The sequence below is a fragment of the Shewanella surugensis genome (assembly GCF_023284005.1).
GTDB lineage: Bacteria > Pseudomonadota > Gammaproteobacteria > Enterobacterales > Shewanellaceae > Shewanella > Shewanella surugensis.
On the sequence record NZ_JAKIKS010000004.1, the window covers coordinates 19,190 to 37,762 of the forward strand.

Consider the following 18,573-nt stretch of genomic DNA (forward strand, 5'->3'; position numbering starts at 1 on the left):
TCAAATGAGGAATACAGTGAATTTGTAATAAGAAGATCCATTAACCATAGCCAAATGGCTTAATGTCTTAATGTCTTAATGTCTTAATGTCTTAAAAGTGACGGTCCAAGAATAAATAGCCATCAATAAGTTCAATATAAAATTATACCCATAGTTTTTGTAATGTTTTTATTTTGTGTAAATTTGATCTAATTGTTTGAAACTTGTTTGATATTAAGTTATTTTAATCGGTTTTCGTGTAAAGAAAGCTAATTTTCAAGCTAGATACAGCGCCAGCGTTTTTAAAATTAAGGGGCTTATCTTTGATTTATTTTATCTGTATTAGGCGGTTAGATGAAAGAATTTAAACAGACTCGTCGGGAATTTATAAAAACCGTCGTCATTGCTGGAGTGAGTGTCTACTTTGCACCACTGGCTAGCGCCATGACTCGAGAACAAGAATATTTATATAAACCCAATAAAGGTTGGGCGAGTAATGGTGAAGCTAAGTATCGTGTCGATGCCATGCAAAAAGTCACCGGACAAAAAGTGTTCGCCCGTGATTTTAGAGCGCAAGACTTTGCCGATTGGCCCAATAATCAATGGCATGGTTATATCGTCTGTGCAACAAAAGCAGATCAAACATTCGAAAATATCGACTTGTCATTTTTAGAAAAGCAACCCACAAAAGTCATTTTAGCTGAAGATTTAGCCGACCATGATATTGAACTACCTCGATTTCATGGTAAAGAGATGCTGTTAGAAAAAGGTAACGTGGCTCACTTTTTGGGTCATCCCGTCGCCATTTTACTGTTTGATCGCTTTGATGATTTTAATACCGCAAAATCTCGTCTCGATTTTAATCAAGACATCGTTAAATACGGTGTAAAAGTCCCCGTCTATGAGCGTAATCCCTATGCGGCATGGCGAGTCGTACGCGTCGCGGAAAACCGTACTGAAGGTATCGATGTTTTCTCTCCCTTCCAAGACGGATTATTTTTTCCCGCTTACCAACTCAGACAACCTAAGTGGCCAACTGAGCGCAATATTCAGGGTGATTTAGGACAAAGAGGCATGTTTTATGCTGATCGCATTCATCAAAGCATGTCTGATGACAAATTTCATGTGGTCGATAAACAGTTTCAAACACAAATCATTGAACCCATGATGCTTGAACCTGAGGCGGCTAACATCTGGTTTGATACAAAAACAGCCACGATGCATGGCACTGTCACCTGCCAAGATCCAACCGACTTTACCGAAATGGCTGTGCATATGTTAAAAGCCTCAAAACCCGGTAAAGATATAGAGAATGTAAAACTCTACTCCGGTTTTGTGGGCGGCGCGTTTGGCGCGAAAGATCATTCTATCTTTCCCTTTTACACACTAGCGGCTAGTTTGTTTTCAGATGGCAACCCTATTCGTATTGCAAACGATCGTTATCAGCAATTTCAATCGGGTTTAAAGCGCCATCCGTTCAAAATTCAAAATCGTTTAGCCATTAATAAAAAAACCCTCAAAATTGAAGCATTGACCTCTAAATCAGATGTCGATGGCGGTGGACGTGAAAACTTCTCAGCCAGTGTTGCTTCTGCGGGTATGTCTGCCATGCAAGGGGTCTTTTATATTCCTCAGAGCGATCTACAAGCCACTGCATACTATTCTCGCAATGTCACCTCAGGTTCAATGCGAGGTTATGGCTCGGCTCAATGTATGCCTGTGATTGATTTGATGATAGGGCAAGCTGCGGCCGAACTGGATGTTGATCCCTTTGAATTGCGCCGCAGAAACTTAATGCAAACGGCTGACTTAAATACCCAAGGCGCCGAAATCGACGGTGAAATTCGTTACCGTGAAATTTTAGATAAAGCTGAGCAACATCCGATTTGGCAACAACGAGTCGCCAACAAAAAAACCTTTGAAGCCAATAATCCCAACAAACACTTTGGTGTCGGTTACTCTTTACTGGCTAAAAACTATGGTACCGGTAATGTTGGACCCAATGCTGCGGTTAATTTATCCCCTAACGGCGATATTTTACTGGAAATAGAGTACATGGAAATGGGCTCAGGCGCACAAACCAGCCAAGGCTTATTGACCCATGAGTTCTTTGGCTCTGCTGCCGATGAAGTGCATATCGCCGTGACCGAAACATGGAAAGCACTGCAGCTGTATGAAACGGATAATCCGTATATTATAAGCCAAGAAAAACAAGATAAAATGTCCAAAGATCCCTTATGGACGCCGGTTAAATTAATGGCCAGTAGTGCCTCTGATTCGGCAACCTTCCAAACAGAAGCCACCAAAGGGGCTTGTAACGTTGTCTATCAATACGGTATTTTGCCTGCAGCACGTATTCTGTGGTCTCTGGCTAAAAACAGTGATTTATCTGCCGCTAAATGGGACAAAAATAAACTCGTCCTTGAGGGAAAACCCGCCTTAGATCTTAAGCTACTGGCTAAAACCGCTCACGAACTCGGCTTTGTCACCGGCAGTGTTTCCCATACCCTAAACCGTTGGGCGTGGACTGAAGCGGAATTTACCGTTGAAGGTGATACCCAAGTGCACTCTTTAGATGCGATGGCCGTACGATATGGCGATGGCGCCAGTCAAACTAAAAAGCAAAAAATGGATAGTGCGGGTTACCATTTAATCAAGCGTAACTGGGTAAAGTATCCAAGCACTCAGTTTAATAATGCCATGGTGACTTACTACGCACCTTGTGATTGCTTAATTGAGTTAGCCGTTGATAAGTATACTGGAAAGGTCGATATTCTTCGCTCTCACAGTGTATTAGATGCGGGCCCCGTTATTTCTCAACCTATTGTTGATGGCCAAATTCAAGGCGGTTTAGCCATGGGTGTGGGTCATGTATTACATGAATACTTACCGCCATTTGAAGAAGGTGCGGGCAACGGTACATGGAACCTCAACCGTTACCATGTCCCTATGGCCTCTGATTTAAATGTCTGGAATATGACATCAGAAACCTTGCCAACAAGTGATAAGGCTGCAAGACCAAAAGGGATTGCCGAAGTCGTTATGCTGCCGGTTATTTCAGCCGTTCAAGATGCCCTTTTTAATGCCATAGGTGAGCGCTTTGAGCAAACCCCTATCACGGCCGAACAAATCAAAGCGAGATTAAACGCATGAATACCATCACTGTAGAATTTATCCTTAACGGGAAGCAAGTTGGCCCACTTCAAGTGCCACAAAACACCATGATGATCCAGTTCTTACATGAGTACTTAAATCTCACGGGAACAAAGTTTGGTTGTGGCGCAGGCATATGTCATGCCTGCGTTATCATAGAGCAGACAAAAATAGAACCCATTACCCATAGAACCTGTATCAATGGTGTAGGCGCGTTTAATGGCATGAATTTAGTGACCGTTGAAGGTCATGCCAGTATCGATGTAAAAACAGAAGAAGTGGTATTGCATCCCGTTCAGCAAGCCTTTATTGAAAACTTCTCATTCCAATGTGGTTGGTGTACCTCCGGCTTTGTCAATGAAGCCGTATGCTTTTATGAGTCACTGAAACAAAAACCTGTCGCAAAATCTGAATTACGAGCTGCACTCGAAGCCAACTTAGGTGAGCATGTTTGTCGTTGTACTGGTTATGTGAAGTATTACGAAGCAATGGAAAATCTCATTTTATCTCAGCCAGAACTCGTGCAATAGGATCACCATGAAAAATATCTTTATGATTGGCGTCTTAGCGGGAATTTTTGCCCTTACCTTTGTCTATTTAGGCAGTGGCAAAGATGCTAAAATTCCGCCTCTAGCAAGCCAATGGATTGTCAATGATACTGTGATTGAACGTGGCCGTCAGGTCGCCATTGAAGGGGATTGTGTGGCTTGTCATACCGCCCCTAACGGTGCACCCTTTGCAGGGGGGGTTCATTTCGCCTCACCATTTGGCGACATTTATTCAACAAACATTACCCCCGATCTCACTCATGGCATTGGTGGCTATACCCGTGAAGATTTTTATCGGGCCGTCAAATACGGTTATTCAAAAAATGTGGGGAATCTTTACCCCGCCATGCCTTATACCTCATATCGTAAGTTAAATGATGAGGATATGAATGCATTATGGGCTTATTTTCAATCAGTCACCCCCATTGCAGAGCCCAACATTAGCAATGATCTCATCTTCCCTGCCAATATTCGATTTGGTTTAGGTGGCTGGAATCAACTCTTCTTTGATGACAGTAACTTTAGCGCCGATCCTCATAAAAGTGAGCAGTGGAACCAAGGTAAATATTTTGTTGAAGCCGCAGGTCATTGTGGCGAATGTCACACGCCAAGAAACTTCGCCTTTGCCATGAAACCCGATCAAGCATTAGAAGGGGCGCTGTTAGAAGGCTGGAATGCCATGAATATCACCTCAGGAGAGCTGAAAAATCAAGGTTGGACGGCCCAAGAGCTTAATCAGTTTTTAAAACAGGGCGAGTCAAAATTGGGGATCACTTTTGACAGTATGTTCATGGTGGTTAACCATAGCCTCAGTCATATGACCCAAGATGATTTCAATGCAATATCGGCTTACTTACTGGATCTTGATAACGTTAATACACCGGTTATGGCGGATCAAACTGCCACAACGACCGCTGCCAACAAGCAACGTCACTATCTCACCGATAGCGAAAAGTCACTTGCAGGCTACAAAACCTATGTGAATTACTGCGCCGGTTGTCACGGTGTCGACGGATTGGGTAAACCGAATGCCGTGGTTGCACTGGATCTAAACAGTACTTTTAGTGCCAATTCGCCTTACAACTCGATTGCCGTGATATTACGTGGCTTACCGAGTAAGCGTCAAAGTGTCACTAAAGGCTCTGTTGCCATGTCGAGCTTCAACAACCAAGTCTCTGACAAACAAGTTGCTGAACTGGTGAACTTCGCCAGAGCCGCTTGGGGCAACCAGCCAGAATCGACTGTTGATGCTAAAATGGTGACAGATATTCGCCAGACACTCGAGAACGAAGGCTATTTAGGCCATATGCAACAACAAGCGAGTCATTAATGGTTTGTTAAACTTATCTTTTTAACTGACTACAATGCGTGGTTCACTCCTATATCAATCTTAGTAAGGCCTACTTTTTACAATAGGCCTTATACCAATTGCACGATATCAATGAGCCATTGATATTATTTTTTTGAAACGGAAATATTTGCAACTCATTTTTTTAAACTGGAATAGGCTCATTAAAATGCTACGCTTTAACATTAAGTTAGGGAGAAAGGACGCACACTTTGCTTAAAATCAACGACCCCACGCCAAGGCTTTTCGCTTAGGCTCAAATTCGCTACGCGAAGAGGGGTATCTAAATGACTCCAAAGTCTAAATACTTCTACGCCGCAAGCAGCGAGGAATTAAACCCTACTGAGATTCAAAAAAGACTCGCTATACCAGCATAAAGGTTTTTTAATACGTCATATGACTTATAACAGTCAAAATGAATAAAAATGTCATTCCATATTTATTTTATAAAAATAAAGTCCACAACATTTAAATTAGCCAAGCCTTATTTAAATGAAATAACTCAATCTATTTAAATAACAATTATGGCTTTTACGGCTTTGTTTAAAACAGCGCAGATAAATTCACACCTTCTAAATCAGCTAACTAGTACTAAGGTACCGCTGATCCATGTTGCGTGTTTAAAATGTTATCGATAAGTTATTCCCATCTGGCACAACTTGATACAAGTTGCACCAGGTGGCATTTAGCAGTGAGATACCAACTAAAAGGATTTTCATCGTATTCCCGCAGACTGCATATTGACATTTATCCGTATCTCTCTTGTTGAATAAAGCTAACGTTGGGGGAAATCTGGCTGCTATTAATAAAATCAATATTATCGATGATAAAAAAGTAGACGCTTTGTTAGCGTGCTGATTTTAAATAATCACCTAGATGACTCAATCCCTAATGAGCATGCTTCAACTATTGGATAAGGATAATTCTCTGACATTGAAATCAAAATAACATGAGACACGCCAATGAAGATATTCAACACGCTGTTACTGCTCAGTCTGATTGCTATCTGCTCCTCGAGCTATGCCGATAAAGGGCTGGCTTTTGTTCATGGAACGGGTAAGCAAACCAATGCACTTGACGATTACTGGACGGCTGAATTTGTCGACTCCGTTCGACAAGGTCTAAGCAATCCCAACAAATACACTGTCATCAATTGTGACTTTGATCAATACATGTGGGATGACGCTGCGGCAGGTTGTTTAGCCAGTCAACTCAACAACTTTATCACCAATGATAATATCGATGATTTGATCATGATCACACATTCAAACGGTGGCAATATTGCTCGTTGGATCCTATCGAATCCCACTTGGGATGCTAGCTACGCCTCTATTATCAATGTCACCAGTAATGTTATCGCACTAGCACCTTCCAGTGGCGGCACTCCCTTAGCCGATGCGGCCATTGAAGGCAATGTGTTCGAACAAGCCGTCGGCTGGCTACTGGGTTACCAAAGTGATGCAGTAAAACAACAACAAGTCAGCTGGATGGATTTCTATAATGAGACTTGGCTCTATGGCACACAAAATCGCCCTGCAACCCTAAAGCCTTTTGAGGTCGTTGTTGGCTCAGATGTCAGCTCCGCCGTTTGGGACCATGATAGCTATTGTGGCGGCTATGCCAGTCAAGTGGCATTGGAAACCACGCAAAATTGGTTAGATAATTGCTCCGATGGTTTCTTAGACTGCAAATCACAAAATGCAGCGGGTTCAGTGTGGTTTCTCGATACCAGCAAAACCAATGATAGAGAGCCTTTAAGCCATCAGCAGAGTCGCCGGACTTGCTTTAACTTAGATACTTTACTTCGCCAACATATTTAGGAACGCTACCATGTCATCAATGATTAAATTTGCCAGTGCCTTACTATTTATGAGTAGTCCTTTGGCTGTATTGCACCTCGCTCACGCCAATGACAACACAGCAGAAAATACAGCCATAAGTCCTGTTAAAATAGAGCTATTAAGCAGCCAATCACTCGTATTGTCTTCACCTAAGGTGAGTGACTTACATGCTTCTGAAATCAGTAGTGTCTCTCTTTCTGCCATAAATACTCGTCGCCAATATGTCAGCTACGTCTCTAAAATGTCGAGTCATGATCTCTATACGCCTTCAATGACACAAACCAGTCAAAGCGATCAATATTGGAAAACAGTCACTGGCGCGCAATTAAATAAAGGCCTGCCATTCGCTGTGAGTCAAACCCATAGCGTTATTCGTCTCGCGCCACGATTTGATACGCTCACCAGCCTCAATATCAATGATACGATTTCGCCAGATGATATTATCGTCACCCCCTACACTGCCAATCCAGACTTTGCCATAAAAGGGGATCCTATCAATGAAAACGCTATCTCACTTATTTATTCAAAAGTGGATGCGGATGCCTTAGCAACGGCAGGGCTGAGTGATCACTCCAGCGCTTTGGCATTATCCAGTGAAGCTAAACCTGGATTATATTGGCTTAAAGTCAATAAATCGCTTCCGAGTGATGGCCGTTATTTACTGAATGTTAAAGAAAAACACTCTCCTTTTCAGTTAAGCTTAAATGCACCCATCGCTGTTGCCGAGAATACTGACGCGATTCGTTTTAATCTAGCGTTAACCAACAGTCAAGCGCCATTCACTCCCAAGGCGTTCCTCAAAAATAATCAAGGCCAGCAAACGCCCCTTAAAGTGATCAAGTATGCTGATCATTGGCAAGCACTATTGCCACAAGGTGAGTCCTTATCCACTCACAATGCAGGATTAAGTGAAATTGTTGTCAATGTCGATACACAAATCGATGGCCTGCCAGTGATAAGAAGCGTCAAAACAGCCTTTAAAGCCTTCGTTAACTCGGCTAAAATTAGCAAAAAAGTCAGTGTAATGAGACAAGATAAACAACTTCAATCTATCTTACTCAATATCGATGTGGCCAATGAAGGACGATATGAAGTCAGCGCTGTATTCACTGGCACCAATAAACAAGGTCAAAGTGAAGTCATTTTAAAAACCCAAGCAGCCAATTGGATCACACGCGATAGCCCTCAACTAAAGCTCATGCTAGATGCGAAGCTTATCCAAGCATCTGGGTTAAAAGCCCCTTTTGCTTTGACTCAACTTGAACTAAAAGATCAAAGTCAAATGGCAAGATTAAGTTACCAAGCACACGCGCTCACTTTTAAGTAAGCAGAACTTAACAGTGGACAGCCGAAAGACAACAATGGACCCCTGTATTTGTCACTTGATAGACAGGGATCCACTTTTATTAATATAATTCAAACTCTCAGCGAGCCTTCACTAACGAGCATTGGTCATAGCAACAAACTCAGGATATGCAGAGACACCACAATCTGACACATCCAGACCATCATATTCTTGCTCTTCACTGACTCGGATCACCATCGTTTTGTTCAAAATAGTCCAAGTCACTAAACCCATACCAAATACCCAAGAAAAAATAACAAAGGCACCATACATTTGCCCGAGTAAACTGGCTTCACTATTCGACAAGGGAACCAATAATAGTCCTAACAATCCCCCTACACCATGGACAGAAATAGCCCCTACAGGATCATCAATTTGACAGCGATCGAAACCGATAATGGCAAAAATTACCACGCCCCCCGCCAACAAGCCAATAAGGCCTGCCGCCATCAATGATGGTGATAAAGGATCGGCTGTAATGGCGACTAAACCTGCGAGTGCACCGTTGAGGATCATGGTTAAGTCGACTTTTTTCCACACTAGCTTACACACTAACATGGCTGAAATGGCTCCAAAAGCCGCCGCTGAATTGGTATTAACAAATATTTTGGCCACAGCAGAGGCGTTAGCCGTATCTGAAATCATCAGTTGCGAGCCCCCATTAAATCCAAACCAGCCCATCCATAGAATGAACATACCTAATGTCGCCATGGGTAAATTTGAACCGGGAATAGGGTTCACCTTACCTTTCGCATCATACTTGCCTTTTCTGGCTCCCAGTAATAATACACCTGAAAGTGCGGCCGCTGCGCCCGCAAGATGCACTATGCCACTGCCAGCAAAATCAACAAAACCCGCTTCGGCTAAAAATCCTCCGCCCCAAGACCAATACCCTTCAACAGGATAAATGAAGCCCGTCATCACCACAGCGAAAAGAAGGAAAGCCCATAATTTCATGCGTTCAGCAACAGCCCCTGAAACAATTGACATCGCAGTAGCAACAAAAACAACTTGAAAAAAGAAATCGGCACTCAATGCATGGCTCGCATCACTCGCTTGCTCTCCGATCAGCATTGCCATTGAAGGTAACCAGCCCCCTTGCGTATTATCAACGTACATGATGTTATAACCCACAATCAAAAACATAACGCAGGCGATTGAATACAAGCACACATTCTTGGTTAATATTTCAGTGGTATTTTTAGAACGAACCAAGCCTGCTTCTAACATAGCGAACCCAGCCGCCATCCACATTACCAGTACCCCTGACATTAAAAAATAAAAAGTATCTAATGCAAATCGTAACTCAGCCACTGTCAGGCCTATTGTTTTTATGTCTTCCATTTTGACTCCTGACTTAAAGTGCTTCGTTGTCGACTTCACCAGTACGAATACGAACAATTTGTTCTAGATCTGAGACAAATATTTTTCCATCACCAATTTTTCCCGTTCTTGCTGCACAGATGATGGCCTCAATTAAGATATCGACATTATCGGCTCGAGTGGCAATGTCTAGTCTGACCTTAGGAAGAAAATCCACGCGGTATTCAGCACCTCGATAGAGCTCTGTGTGGCCTTTTTGACGACCAAAGCCTTTCACTTCTGTGATGGTGACACCTTCAATCCCCAGTTCGGCAACCGCTTCTCTTACATCATCTAATTTAAAAGGTTTAATAATGGCACTGACTAATTTCATGGCGACCCTCCTAACAGGACATTTTTATCGTTATTTTGCGCCATTCATGCGGCACTCTACACTCAAACAAGGACAAAACGTAGGATCTCATTGTCTGAGTCCATTGATGCTTTCAAACATCAGGCCATTAATTAAAAGCTATTTTAATTATATAGATAACATATATTAAGTGGATTACATTGACTAAAACGCACTCTTTCAGTGCAAGAATAAGGTGAAGCGCACACTATTAGCGCAGAGGAAAGGATAGAAAAGTAAGGGGAAAGTAAAAAACAAAAAGCAGCTAAAACTGCTTTATCTATTGATGACGTTCTACTGAAATAGAAGCTGAGGCACACTGTTTATCCGCAAACAACTTAGGCATATTCTTTTAGGAATAAGTTAATGCTTTTCATCAATAAAACGACGCCAACTTAACAAGACTTCATAGAAATCTTCTAATCCACAAAAGGCTTCAGACTCCGAAGTGTACAAAGACAGACCCATATCATGTTCAATCTCTTGATCCATGTCTATCTCATTGGCAAACACGCGAACTTGTTCATTATCTAACTCTACAGATAAGCTTTTACCCACAAACACTTTATTGGTAATTTGATTTGCTTGTAACTGAACAATCGTTTGCCCAATTTCAACATAAAAGGCTTTATCATCTGCCAATACCTCAGAAAACCATAATCCCATAATCGCATGCTCCATACTAAAGCGTGCTAAAAAGGTTCCCGTCATACTATTGCGTAAAAATTCATATTCCATAAAGCAAACTCAAATCAAAAATCAGTTTCAACTTTGATTTTAACTCATATCCACAACTCTTGCTTGCTATATGCTATTTATTCTGAGCACTAATCCATCGGACTCGCGACTATAAAGCAATTAAAAACAAAAAAGCCATTTACGATGTAAATGGCTTTTAATCAATAACAGAAATATAAACAGATCCAATTGACCCTGTCACATTTTTCCTATTATGCGATTTGCTTACTTCTTAGCAGCATCTGCTTTAGGCGCTTCTTTTGCATCGGCGGCAGGATTGTCAATTGACAATAGCTCAACGTCAAACACAAGTGTAGAGTTCGCAGGGATACTGCCCATATCACGATCGCCATACGCTAAATCTGCAGGGATAACAAACTTATACTTAGAGCCAACAGTCATTAACTGTAGACCTTCAGTCCAACCCGGAATAACGCGATTAAGCGCAAATGTTGCAGGCTTACCACGAGCAACTGAACTATCAAACTCAGTACCATCTGTTAAGGTACCCACATAATTCACCGTCACTGTATCTTCAGCTGATGGTTTCTTACCCGTACCTTCTTTAAGTACTTCGTACTGTAAACCAGAAGCGGTTGTCTCAACCCCTTTTTTGGCTTTATTTTCAGCTAAGAAGGCTTCACTTTCTTTCTCATTCTTCTCTGAAATTTCAGCCGCTTGAGTTTGACGCTTTTGATCTAGCTTCTCATATAAGCCTTGCAAGATTTTTTGCATATCTTCTTCAGATAATTGCAGATTACTGTTAAGTCCATCTTTAAAGCCTGTGATGATTAGCTCTCTATCTGCTGGAATACCAAGCTCTTCTTGTTCCTTGATATGACCAACCATGTAAGTACCGATAGATGCGCCAACGCTATAGGCTTCCTTTTGTGCTTCTGTAGTCAGTTGAACAGGCGCTGCAGTACTTGCAGTCGACTCTGCTGCTTTTTCTTGATTACAAGCGCTTAAACCAACAACAGCTAACGCAACTAGCGAAAATTTATAAATAGATTTCATTGAAAAGCTTCCTCAGCATCTATAATTGATGATAATTAACTTGATTCTTACAGTTAGGTATAACAGCTTATACTAGTTAAATACGTTATACCAATTAGATTAAATAAATGCACCATCACGGTCAAAAAAACATCCTATTATCATTATAAAACATAGAATAACCGTTATTTTTATACATTTATTTTTCAATATCTACGTTACAGAACATTAATTCAATTCCATGTTTAAACGCAGATAAGTAACACATTAAGACAGCCTTATACCACAGGAATATTAGCAGTGAGACACAAGAATGATTAAGAAGTTCAAATATCCAACGACTTCTAGTCTATTTGACTTTTTTTTAAGCTTTTGTACTCAAACATTCAATATAATAGTCAATATAAAAACAAATATAAGCTAACACAAGGCAACAATGATAAAACAATCAAAAAAGTATTCCTCCTAAACAAACCTAGCTAAAACTTAAGATTTACCAAACAATGTTCCCCAAAAAGGCTTGAGGATAGTATACTCTGCGCATACGAATATTATCTATATCCAAATGACTTAAACAGACAAATTTCAGAGCCTCTTAGCTCAGAGTCATTTAATACTATATTGAACAAGCGCTCCATTTTTAACGGCCTTGCATTTCATCGTTAGGCTGGGAGTTATCCATTTAGAGGCCAGTATGGAAAATATGCTACAACGCATTGAAGAACTTGAAATGAAACAATCCTTTCAAGATATTACAATTGATGAGTTAAACCAACAAGTCATTAAACTCAATGATATTATTGCTATGCAGCAAGAGCAATTTAAGCTATTAGTGACAAAAATACAAACCATTGAGCCCAGTAATATGGCCAGTCAAGCTGATGAAACACCGCCACCCCATTATTAATCTATACTTTGCTTGTTAACGCTTTCATTATTGATAATAATCAGCGTATAAAATGGAGTCATATATTCACATGTTGTCTATTGCACAAGTCGGAGAAACGGTTCTCACTCAAAAAGCAAAAGCCGTGGTATTAATTGATGCCTACATTCATGCCCTTGCCGATACGATGCTCGACTCGCTTAAAGAGGCAAAAGGTGTTGGGCTTGCCGCACCACAAGTTCATCAAAGTATTGCTTTATTTATTATGGCATCTCATCCCAATGAACGTTATCCTGATGCGCCTCTTATCGCCCCAACGGTGGTGATAAACCCCTCTATATTAGCGGGCTCTGACATAATGGAAACTGGGGAAGAAGGCTGTTTATCCATTAAAAATAAACGGTTTTCAATTTTAAGGCACCAATGGGTCGATGTCAGGTACCAAACAATAGCAGGTCAATGGATAGAAGATAGATTAACGGGTTTCGTCGCGCGGATTTTTCAACATGAGTATGATCACCTTCAGGGGATCACAATAGACAAAAGAGCACAATCACAATCCTCTGTTTCACCAGAGGCTAAGCCATGAAAAAAGGGCTCATACTGCCACTGCTATTAGTCACTTTATCTGGATGTGCTATTAACAGTGCTTTTATTAATTACCCTTCACAACTTGCCCCCGTCAAAGCAGAACTCAACAGCAATACCCCCTTAGAAGGTTTAGACTCTCTCACGTCTAAAATTTCTGGCAATGACGGATTACTTTACGCTCAAGAAGCCGGACGAGTCGCTCAGATCGGTGGCGACTTTAAAGCCAGTAAAGCCTTTTACCAACAAGCTGTCAGCGATTATATTGACTTTGACGATAAAGCCACCATCAGCCTAAGTGACACTGGCGCCACCGCCAGTAGTCTATTGATTAATGACAATGTGATCCCTTATAGAGGACCGGGTTACGAGAGGATCATGTTGCATCAATATCAAGCGCTCAATTATATTTTTAGCCAGGATTATGAAGGTGCTTTAGTTGAAGTCAGGCGCAGTAACGAATTGCAAAGCACAGAGCAAGCGAGATACGAAGAGTCGAATAAATCCGTTCAAGCCATGGATAATGGCACTATCAATACGGAAATGAGCAAACTCAGTCAAGCGGCGGGTAGTACGACCAGTGCTTTTTTAAATGCCTACAGTTATTATACGACAGGTGTGTTACATGAAGTGCTTGGCGAGCCTAATGATGCCTTTATTGATTACCGTAAGGCTGCCCAAATCTCGCCTAACAACCGTTATTTACAACAAGATCTCGTCCGCTTAGCAAAGCAACTTGCCATGCCTCAATATGATGAATTCAAACGTCGTTGGGGAGAAGCGGTTTTTCCGACAAAAAATCAAGGGCAAGTCATTTTTTTAATCGAACGTGGATTTGTTCCGGCTAAGCAAAGTTTTACCGTGCCTTTTCCCATTAGTGGCAAATGGCAAAGCATCTCTTTAGCCACCTATCCGTCAAGAGATCCTCTGGTTAGGCCTGCAAGGATCCAAGGCGTCGGTCCTTTACTCCAAGCGGCACCGATTGCTGAAATTAGTGCCTTAGCCATCACCGCGTTAAAAGAAGATTTACCCGCCGCGCTTGCGAGGCAAGTGGCTAGAGTCTATGCTAAATCATTACTTGCCAAAAACACCAGTGATTGGGGTTCAGTGGCCATTCAAATTTTCAATCTTATTACTGAACAAGCCGATAGACGTAGCTGGCTAACCTTACCTCAACAAGCACAAATCGCTCGTAAATACATCAACCCAGGCCAATATAATATTCAATTGGACAATAGTTCACCGACTCAGATTAATGTAGAATCGGGTAGAACAACCTTGATTTGGGCAATAGATACAGGTAATTATACTCGTTTTTATTCAACCATTATTTAGCAACCACTTGTATGGAATTCACTATGAAAAATTTTAAATCCATTTTTATCATCGCAGCATTAATCGCTTTAGCAGGTTGTCAGTCAAAAGTGCAATATGGGGATGCCACCGAAGTCGAAACCGTCAATGCCAATTTTGGCTCTACAGATCTCCAAGCTATTACCACCAAAATGGTCAATAGCATGCTGACTTTCCCGCCCATAATCGCCATCACTGCCAATGAGCGTCCTATCATTTTTGTTGATCGCATTAAAAATAAAACCTCAGAGCATATCGATACCGAATCGGTGACGGATTCGATTAGTAACCAACTACTACGCTCTGGAAAATTCCGTTTTATCGATATGACTAAAGTGGATGCAGTCCGTAAGCAATTAGACTACCAAAATAACTCCGGCATGGTGGATCCTTCTACCGCGATTAACTTCGGTCGTCAAATTGGTGCTCAGTATATGCTATACGGCAACTTATCAAGCATTGTCAAACAAGCAGGTAGCACGAAAGATGTTTATTATAAAATGACCATGCGTTTAATGGATCTTCAAACCGGTTTAATTGAATGGTCTGATGAAAAAGAAATTCGTAAAGTTAAATCGAGCTCTTTCTTAGGCTTGTAAACACAAGCTCTGCCATATTGTTGGAATTAAGCTTATAACTAATTACCTTAATTCCAACAATAACTTAACGGTTAAGATCACAATAGCTCACGCACAAGCGTAATAAATATGTTGCATTATTGTCATTTCCGCTCATTATCCTAGCTTTTATCCCACCCAATGGAAGCTAAAATACATGACGTTTTTTGCATTAAAAAACCTACCTCACTTGTGCGTTATCGCTTGTCTAACACTAATAACCGCCTGTAATGATGAGGCCAGTTCAATTCCCACAGAGACTACCGCTAATAATGAGGCTGATGTTCAACCTACTGAGAAAATATTGGCACACGTAGGTCCTAGACCTTTGTTTCTCGTCAGAGATATGCAAAATAGCGAGTTAAAAACAGCATTATCACAATGCGCTAACCAACCTTTCTATCGTAGTGATTTTTCCATCGGTCACCGTGGTGCGTCCATGCAGTTTCCTGAGCATACAAAAGAGTCTTACCAAGCCGCGATGGACTCAGGTGCTGGTATTGTTGAATGCGATGTCACTTTCACCTCAGATAAACAGCTTGTTTGCCGTCATTCTCAATGCGACTTAGCCAGCACAACCAATATCTTAGCGATCCCTGAACTGGCTAGCCAATGCAGTCAACCTTTTACACCAGCGGATCCTGATAACGGCATTGAAGCCAGTGCCACTTGCTGCGCCAGCGACATCACTGTCAATCAATTTAAGTCATTGTGTGGCAAAATGGATGCCTTCAATCCTATGGGGACAACGCCTGAAGAATATATGGCGGGTACCGCTAGCTGGCGCACCGATCTCTATTCCAGTTGTGGCACCGTCATGACACATGCCGAGAGTATTGCATTATTTAAAGAGGCTGGCGTGAAAATGACCCCAGAACTCAAATCACCCAGTGTCACTATGCCTTATGATGGCTATACTCAGGCCGATTTTGCTCAGCAAATGCTGAATGAATATATTGCTGCCGACGTGGCTCCATCAGATGTTTATCCGCAATCCTTTAATCTTGAAGATCTTCAAGATTGGTTAGCAAGCCATCCCGAGTTTGCAGAGCAAGCCGTCTATCTTGATGGCCGCTATGATCTCGATGATTTTAATCCCAATGAAGCCTCTAGCTGGTCACCTACGATGGATGAACTAAAGAATCAAGGTGTTAATATCATTGCCCCCCCATTATGGGCCTTAGTCACCTTAGATGTTGACAACAATATTATTCCTTCAAACTACGCAAAAGCCGCTACGGCCTCAGGGCTTAAGATCATTGCTTGGACATTAGAGCGTTCTGGCTTATTGAAAAATCAAGGCGGTTGGTATTATCAAAGTATCAGTGACAAAATTGATCAAGATGGAGATACTTATGAGTTACTGCATGTGTTAGCAAAAGATGTGGGCGTCATCGGAGTCTTTTCTGATTGGCCTGCCACCGTCACTTATTACGCTAATTGTCATGGCTTATAAATCTGAACTACAATAAAAATAAAACAGGCGCTCGATGAGCGCCTGTTTTATTTTATAAAAAATTGAATGATGTTAAATAAACAATTCCTTAATATTGGCTAAATCACCTTTACCTTCTGTAATCTCTTTCGCTGATAAACCTGACACTTCATGAGGAAAAACCAGCCACTCATCTGAATTATGAATAAAGTAATCAGGCTTAAGGGGGACAGAGGTATTTTTATGCTTGTAATAAGGACAAGCAATGCGCACATCTTTTGGCATATTGAATCGCATTAACTCACCCAGCTTTTCTTTTAACGCATGGATACTGCGACCGGAATCAAACACATCATCAACGATCAATAACGCATCATCAGCATTGGCATTTTCCACAATGTAATGCAGACCGTGTACCTTAATTTGTTTACTCTGTTGATTAATCCCATAATAAGATGAAGTACGCACGGCAATGTGATCTGTTTCAACTTTTTTAAAATCAAAAAATTCTTGTACCGCAATACCGATTGGGGCACCACCTCGCCAGATCCCAACAATAAATTGTGGGCGGAAACCACTCTCATACACCTGCGCCGCCAAGCGAAATGAATCTTCTAATAATTGCTGCGCCGTAATAAAGCACTTCTCTGACATTTGGCCGTCCCCATTTTATTATATTTAATTTGGTACGGCGGGCTAAAGCTGCATTTCCAAAGATCTGAATGTAGCACAACACAGAAGTCATCATTATTATGACCCCCAGAATTTTAAAGCACCCACCTGATTTTGGAGGCGAATTCTATACTAAAAAACACATTTGTGCCTTAAAAAGAAGCGTGACTTGTCCCTCAAATAATGAAAAAAGCACCGCTCAAGGAAAATGGACATGTTCACTTTCATGTATGTAACAAAAAAACAACATTAAAAAGTAAAAAAACCTGCTTTAAAATGTATTATCTGGCTTTAATCGTGATCATCACTGGCGCATGATCGCTACTTTGGCTGTCTTGTTCGTATTGAGGGTCCACTAAGTGGCGATCAAACGTTTGATGTTTCGTGACTTGAGCCATATTGTGTCGATGTCCATTGACAAATTCAGACGACAATAAAATATAATCTAATACCGATCCCCTCGAACCGTAATAATGAGTCACTGGACGCGGTAATTCAAACACTAAATCCAGTGTGCCTTGATATAAATCAAAAGCATCTTTTAAACAAAAATCACTCAAGGCCCCAACGGATAAACGAGCAAACCGCAACTCATCCATCATCAAATGTGACAAAATATCGCCAGAAATATCGTCATTAAAATCCCCCATCAACACTAAAGGACGCTGAGTGTCTTGCCGTACTTTCACAATATCACTGAGCAACATGGCCGCCTCAGCACCTCTTTGAACACTCGAAGCCCATGTTCCTAATACATTTTCAGCTAATATTTGCCCAATGCACGTTGCACTCTCTGGTGCGTTCTCACTCTGTCTCTGTGCTGACAATGCCACACTCGATAATGACTGATAAGCCTGTTTAACCACTTCAATCGCTGGACGCTTAGATTTAAAGTGCACAACATAAAAATCGCAATAACCTAAATGCGGCAATTTAACGCTCACCTTTAAAGGTGTTCGGCTAAAACTAAACTCATCCGATAAACCCATACTCTGAGCAAGAACGTTATCAGGCTCGATCATCACGACATCTTCAATCGGGTAGCGAGAAGCGATGGCAACAACAGGTGCCTCATAGATATAGTCTTTAACCTGCTCAGGTTCACCCGCGATCGAAAAATATGGATACCCTTGTTCCTCAAGCAGATTTTTTAACGCATCACCGCTAAACACCTCCTGAAAACCAATAATATCGGGTTGATTTTTTAATAGAAAATGGCCTATCCATGCCTGCTTTTTAGCCCATTCTTGATGAGTATAAATATTTTCAAAATCATAATAAGCCGCTGGCGGCGCCATATAATTGAATAAATTCAAGGTTGCGATTTTAATCTCATCAGGACCATTCAAATAATTTTCCT

The 18,573-nt window shown here is 41.3% G+C and carries 16 protein-coding genes; 10 read left to right on the forward strand and 6 right to left on the reverse strand.

Features of this window, described 5'->3' with window-relative positions; all coding sequences use genetic code 11:
• Positions 1-333 precede the first annotated feature (333 nt).
• From L2764_RS01945 to L2764_RS01965, 5 genes are all read left to right on the forward strand, one after another.
• On the forward strand, positions 334-3,132 hold the full coding sequence (locus L2764_RS01945; RefSeq protein ID WP_248938556.1) for a xanthine dehydrogenase family protein molybdopterin-binding subunit: 2,799 nt from the start codon (positions 334-336) through the stop codon (positions 3,130-3,132).
• Positions 3,129-3,662, forward strand: coding sequence for a (2Fe-2S)-binding protein (locus tag L2764_RS01950; protein ID WP_248938557.1), 534 nt, complete (start codon positions 3,129-3,131; stop codon positions 3,660-3,662). Before L2764_RS01945 ends, L2764_RS01950 begins: the two co-directional genes overlap by 4 nt.
• A gap of 7 nt (positions 3,663-3,669) precedes the next feature.
• Entirely contained in the window at positions 3,670-5,010 is a 1,341-nt protein-coding gene (locus L2764_RS01955) for a cytochrome c (protein ID WP_248938558.1), read from the forward strand.
• Positions 5,011-5,990: 980 nt separating this feature from the next.
• Positions 5,991-6,848, forward strand: a complete 858-nt coding sequence (locus L2764_RS01960; RefSeq protein ID WP_248938559.1) for a lipase family protein — start codon at positions 5,991-5,993, stop codon at positions 6,846-6,848.
• 10 nt (positions 6,849-6,858) lie between these two features.
• Positions 6,859-8,196, forward strand: coding sequence for a DUF4785 domain-containing protein (locus tag L2764_RS01965; protein WP_248938560.1), 1,338 nt, complete (start codon positions 6,859-6,861; stop codon positions 8,194-8,196).
• 111 nt (positions 8,197-8,307) lie between these two features.
• On the opposite strand, the gene amtB is transcribed toward L2764_RS01965, so the two are convergent.
• The 4 genes from amtB to fkpA form a co-directional block, all read right to left on the reverse strand.
• Positions 8,308-9,558 carry an ammonium transporter AmtB gene (amtB, locus tag L2764_RS01970; RefSeq protein ID WP_248938561.1) on the reverse strand — a complete coding sequence of 417 codons (1,251 nt, stop codon included), beginning with the start codon at positions 9,556-9,558 and terminating at the stop codon, positions 8,308-8,310.
• Between the two features lie 13 nt (positions 9,559-9,571).
• Entirely contained in the window at positions 9,572-9,910 is a 339-nt protein-coding gene (locus tag L2764_RS01975; RefSeq protein ID WP_248938562.1) for a P-II family nitrogen regulator, read from the reverse strand.
• Positions 9,911-10,291: 381 nt separating this feature from the next.
• Positions 10,292-10,666, reverse strand: coding sequence for a YacL family protein (locus L2764_RS01980; protein WP_248938563.1), 375 nt, complete (start codon positions 10,664-10,666; stop codon positions 10,292-10,294).
• A 225-nt stretch (positions 10,667-10,891) separates the two neighbouring features.
• On the reverse strand, positions 10,892-11,683 hold the full coding sequence (fkpA, locus tag L2764_RS01985) for an FKBP-type peptidyl-prolyl cis-trans isomerase (RefSeq protein ID WP_248938564.1): 792 nt from the start codon (positions 11,681-11,683) through the stop codon (positions 10,892-10,894).
• Between the two features lie 673 nt (positions 11,684-12,356).
• Between fkpA and L2764_RS01990 the strand changes: the two genes are divergently transcribed.
• The 5 genes from L2764_RS01990 (at position 12,357) to L2764_RS02010 (ending at position 16,562) form a co-directional block, all read left to right on the forward strand.
• On the forward strand, positions 12,357-12,569 hold the full coding sequence (locus tag L2764_RS01990; RefSeq protein ID WP_248938565.1) for a SlyX family protein: 213 nt from the start codon (positions 12,357-12,359) through the stop codon (positions 12,567-12,569).
• 70 nt (positions 12,570-12,639) lie between these two features.
• Complete coding sequence (def, locus tag L2764_RS01995; RefSeq protein WP_248938566.1) at positions 12,640-13,137, forward strand: peptide deformylase; 498 nt, start codon at positions 12,640-12,642, stop codon at positions 13,135-13,137.
• A complete protein-coding gene (locus L2764_RS02000; RefSeq protein WP_248938567.1) occupies positions 13,134-14,471 on the forward strand; it encodes a COG3014 family protein in 1,338 nt (445 codons plus the stop codon). Before def ends, L2764_RS02000 begins: the two co-directional genes overlap by 4 nt.
• 23 nt (positions 14,472-14,494) lie before the next feature.
• A complete protein-coding gene (gene lpoB, locus L2764_RS02005; RefSeq protein WP_248938568.1) occupies positions 14,495-15,088 on the forward strand; it encodes a penicillin-binding protein activator LpoB in 594 nt (197 codons plus the stop codon).
• 175 nt (positions 15,089-15,263) lie between these two features.
• A complete protein-coding gene (locus tag L2764_RS02010) occupies positions 15,264-16,562 on the forward strand; it encodes a glycerophosphodiester phosphodiesterase family protein (protein WP_248938569.1) in 1,299 nt (432 codons plus the stop codon).
• 72 nt (positions 16,563-16,634) lie between these two features.
• On the opposite strand, the gene L2764_RS02015 is transcribed toward L2764_RS02010, so the two are convergent.
• Positions 16,635-17,195: a phosphoribosyltransferase gene (locus L2764_RS02015; RefSeq protein ID WP_248938570.1), complete on the reverse strand. Its 561-nt coding sequence runs from the start codon at positions 17,193-17,195 to the stop codon at positions 16,635-16,637.
• A gap of 299 nt (positions 17,196-17,494) precedes the next feature.
• Positions 17,495-18,562 (reverse strand): endonuclease/exonuclease/phosphatase family protein, encoded by a 1,068-nt coding sequence (locus L2764_RS02020; protein WP_248938571.1) that lies wholly within the window; start codon positions 18,560-18,562, stop codon positions 17,495-17,497.
• Positions 18,563-18,573: the final 11 nt, after the last annotated feature.